The sequence below is a fragment of the Prosthecobacter sp. genome, assembly GCF_020439865.1.
GTDB lineage: Bacteria > Verrucomicrobiota > Verrucomicrobiia > Verrucomicrobiales > Verrucomicrobiaceae > Prosthecobacter.
Genome location: NZ_JAGRPF010000223.1, coordinates 1 through 4,601, shown reverse-complemented (window position 1 = coordinate 4,601; position 4,601 = coordinate 1). Strand labels below are relative to the sequence as shown.

The window sequence follows — 4,601 nt, the reverse complement described above, 5'->3', positions numbered from 1 at the left end:
GAAAGCGCGGCGCGGTCGCCGTTGCGCAGCGTCATGTGCACGGCCCAGCCGGCGAGGGAGAAATCCGGCGCGGCCTGACGCACGATGAGACGATAGATGTTGTTCGCATCGCTGCGCGTGCCGCCGAAGAGATCGCGCACCTGCAGGCGATAGGTGCCGTCCTCCTTGACCTCAAACTTGCCGTTCACATCCGGCGAACCGGCGTCATACGGCGGGCCGTCGTAGGAGTAGCCGTTGCTCGTCGTCTTCATCGGCGGCGCGATGTCATAAAGCTCGGCCACGTCAGTGAACTTGCCGTCCTTTACCTGCTGCACGAGCACGAAGGGATCGGTGTTCAGTCCGAGACGCTCGCTCGCGACCTCCACCCACCACGTCTCGCCTTTCTTGGCGGTGAATTCGAAGGTGTCCACATCCGCCGCCGGAAAGAAGGAGCCTGCGATGTCGCATGGCAGCGTGATCTTCTGCGCCTGCTTGTTGTTCGGCTCGGTTTCATTCGCAGCGGCCGTCGCGGCAAGACCCACAGGCGGCCAGGACATTCGGCTCACGGTCGCCGTCTGCGGCTGACGTGGTGCAGGACCGGTTCCTGCCACTTCCTGCAGAGCGAGGCGGTAGAAATGACGTGCGCCGCCTTGATAAGTGAGGTCGTTTACCTTGATCAGGTAGGTGCCGTCCGCAGGCGGCGTGAAGTCGATCAAACCGCCTGTGCGATTCACCTTCAAATCGCCGCCCTTCGCGTCAGCGAGGATCAGCACAGGCGTAAGACGCGAATCAATCCCCGCCGCGGCACATTCGATCGCCACGCGCTTTCCTTTGACGCCTTGGAACGAATAAAAGTCCACCGCGCGGGTCGTCATGGTCGCGTTGCAAATCGAGCCCATCGAAAGCGGCATCGCAGTTTCGACCGAGTTGTTTGCTTTTGTGCGAACCACCTCCGGCAGCGTGTTCACCGAAAACGCGCGCACCGACGACACGCCAAGCCGCGACATCACCCGTGCATCATAGACGCCCGGCGGCACATCCGCGGCGATGCTCACCGCGAACTTGTTCTCCGCCACCGGCTTCGCCGTGATCTTCGGCGAGGAGAAGGTCAGCGCCGTCACATCCTCGATATTTTCACCCGTGATCGTGACTTCCACCGTCTGCCCGGCCTGTCCGCCCATCGGCATGACCGTGAGCAACCGAGGCAACGGCAGCGTGACCTGCTGGGCAAAGGCCGTGGCGGCGAAGAGGGAGAGGAGGAAAAGGATGCGGGGGAACATGACCACAAACCTACGTCACTAAAGGCGGCATCTATACACCGCCATTAGCACGATCCGGGATTGAGCCCGTCATACAACCTCGGCTCTGAGTGGATTGACCAGCTCCGTCACCCCGTGCTCCATCAGTCTCTGCAACAATGCCGCTGCACCATGCTGCAACTTGAAATCCATCTCGTTCGTGGTGATCGGGATGATGGCGTAGAAGTTGATCGTTTTTTCATCTGAAACGCACAGCCGGTGGAATCCATCTGGGACCATGGCAGGATGAAAGACCAAGAACCCGGTGAACGGCAGACCTATGGCCAGCGGTTCGGCCGGATCTCCATTGGGGATGGTATGAGACGGCCCGATCCATGTGTCATACTCATGAGGAAGCCGTGCGAGCTTCTTCAGCCAGCGCACCGGCCAGTAGTTTCTCTCGTCGTTGAAATCCGCCGGACCAACCTCCCCCATTTGGCTTTGCGCGAGCTTCCATTCGGCCGGCAGGCAGATCATCAACTCCGCATGACGAAATTCTTCGGCTCCGGAAGGAACAGTCATGGGTCTGTCACTCATGCCCGATGTGACAAGAGTGTGGAATGGCCGGTCCGGCGTCGGCGGCACGAAATGCACGTCCAGGTGAACCTGGTCTGAAATGATTTCGTGAAACACATGCGAAACTGCACCGATGTGCTTCTCAACATGGGCCTCGATCACCTGGATGTCAGGCCCACCAACCGCCAGTTGAAACTCGTGGGCGGATGGCTTGTGACGGAGAACCTTGCTTCCTCCTGGCGTGACATCGGCCTGAGCTTCAGGAATAGGAGGCGGCCTCTTGGGGGATGAAGACGGGCCTTGTGGAATGGGTGGCGGCAACGATTTGCGCGTCGGTACAGGCTTGCCATGCAGCACCGGCCAAGGCACCACGGCAAACGGGCCGCCGCCCGGATGGACCATCAATGGAACAAAAGGACAGGATTCTCCGTCACCAACCAGTTCATTCATTGAAATTCGTATGTCGAACAAAGCTGCTGGTAGTCTCTGAGTTTCCCTGACGGGAAGCACCTGCCTGCGCAAGGCGCGATAACTGTCATTGGCGATGATGCGGGCGCATTCCGGCATCGTTTTCGAACCGCCTTCCATGTATGCCTCGGCAATCATTTCTCCAAGAAGGGCCGCGTGAACGACGGAGTCCACGTCCTGCTTCCGTGATGCGACGACGGCCACAGGACAACGACGACTGAGGTCTTCGGAAATTCTCGTGTTGCCTATCACCATGCCGGCAAACAGAAGTTCGCCTTCGGTTGCCAGACGCCGGTAGCCCTCTCGCAATTTGGCACTCCGCATTTTCATGAAATGCCCTTTCCTCATGACCGTGAGGATTGTCTTGATGAGCAGCCCTTCATGCAACTCTCCGTAAACCTTTTCAAAGGCGGGTGAGATGAGCCATTCACGAGCCCGCTTTTCAAACAACTCCCGTTGCGACAACATCTCGGCGACCGATGCTGTCAAGGCAGCCGCCGCAGCGGCAAATTCATTATCAAATGGCTGCTTATTTTGTGACATCACGAGCGATAATGACGGCTCGATTTACGTCAGACAAGAGCAATTCAACGCCTCAGTGATTGTAGAGGAACTCCTTCGTGTTCAGCAGGGCCCAGAGAAGGTCTTCGTAGCCGTTGCGTTTGGCGCGTTGGGAATCGAGCGGCTTGCCGGCCGAGTCGGTGCGGGGCTTGAGCAGATGCGTTTCGGCGATCTTCACTTCGTCCGCAGTGGGTTCGCGGGAATACGCTGCGAGATAGAGTTCGCGAATGCGCTTGGGCTCGGGCATCTCGGCCTTGGTGAGCATCTCGGCGCGACCGCCGCTGGCGGTGAGCTTGGCCTTCACGTCGGACGCATTCATGAGATGCAGGCTTTGCGCGAGGCTCGCGGACTGCACGCGCTCGCATTCGCAGACGCTCGCGCCTTCGGGGCGACCGAAGACCTTGAGGAAGGGCGAAGCGCGATTGTAGCTGTTGTCAGGCAGCGAGACGGCGCGGGTGCCGGGTGGCAGGTCGGCGAAGTCGGTCTTTGAACCGGTGACGGTGTCGATGCTGTCGAGCAGCACCTCGGCGGTCATGCGTTTCGGGTAGAAATGTGAGAAGGCCTGCAGATCGACGGCATTGTACTGGTTCGGCATCGCGCTGAGCTGGTAGGTGTGACTCTGCGTGATGAGACGGACGACGGCTTTGAGATCGTAGCCGCTGTCGGTGAAACTCTTTGCCAGCGCGTCGAACAGCTCCGGATTCGTTGGTGGATTCGTGTCGCGCAGATCATCCTCGGGCTCGACGAGACCACGTTTGAAGAAGTGCTTCCAGTAGCGATTCACGAGCGACTTGGCGAAGAAGGGATTGTCCTTCTTGCTCATCCAGTCGACGAGCGCGAGACGCGGATCGTCATCGGGTGCGATGTCGAGTTCGGGCTCGCCCAGACCGGCGGGCTTAAGCATGACGCGGGTTTTGCGATGCTCCGTCTGTGCGACGCCGCGCTTGTGGAAAATGAGGTCTTCACCGGCAATGGCGGTCGGCTTACGACCGATCTGGCTGAAGAACGCAGCGAGGTGGTAGTACTCCGCCTGCGTCCATTTCTCGAAGGGATGATGGTGACACTGCGCACACTGCATGCGCACGCCGAGGAAGAGCTGGGCCACGTCCTCGAGCTGCGTCGTCGGCTCCTTGACGCGCTTGTACCATGCGACGGGCGGATTTGAAACGATCGTGCCGGTAGAGGCGAGGATCTGGCGGACGATCTGATCGTAAGGCGTGTTGGCCAGCAGGTTGTCACGCATCCAGGCGTGGAAGGCGAAGTTCGCGGTGATGTCCGCATTGTCCGCACGCTGGTTCTTGAGAAGCGCGGTCCATTTGTTCGCGAAATAGTCGGCGTAGTCGGGGCTGTTCAGCAGCGCTTCGATGACGCGGTCCCGTTTGTCAGGCGCCTTGCTGGCCAGGAAATCCTTCGTCTCCTCCATCGTGGGCAGACGTCCGGCTATGTCGAGCGAGACGCGGCGCAGGAAGGTGGAGTCATCGCAGATGGGCGATGGCGGCACGCCGATCTGCTTCAAATTGGCGAAGACATGCTGGTCGATGAAGTTCTTCACCGGCGGCAGTGAATCAACCGGCGCACCGAGCGGCACCGAGACGCTGCAAACAGAAACTTTGCCGCCGAAGCGCACCATCACGGCCACATTGCCGGGAATATCGAGCGTCTTGATGAGGCCCTGCTCGCTCGTCTCGGCCATGGCACGGTCGTTGGCTTCAAACAGCGCGAGCTTCGTCACGTCACGGCTGCTGCCGTCGGAATAGCGCGCCATCACCTTGAGTTGCT

The 4,601-nt window shown here is 59.6% G+C and carries 2 protein-coding genes and 1 pseudogene; all 3 read right to left on the bottom strand.

Features of this window, described 5'->3' with window-relative positions; translation table 11 throughout:
* Window positions 1-1,259, bottom strand: a pseudogene (locus tag KDL09_RS24120) (serine protease); the annotation flags it as partial.
* Window positions 1,260-1,328: 69 nt separating this feature from the next.
* Window positions 1,329-2,804 (bottom strand): suppressor of fused domain protein, encoded by a 1,476-nt coding sequence (locus KDL09_RS24115; RefSeq protein ID WP_294391129.1) that lies wholly within the window; start codon window positions 2,802-2,804, stop codon window positions 1,329-1,331.
* A 52-nt stretch (window positions 2,805-2,856) separates the two neighbouring features.
* On the bottom strand, window positions 2,857-4,601 hold a 1,745-nt coding region (locus KDL09_RS24110), incomplete at its 5' end, for a DUF1549 and DUF1553 domain-containing protein (RefSeq protein WP_294391126.1).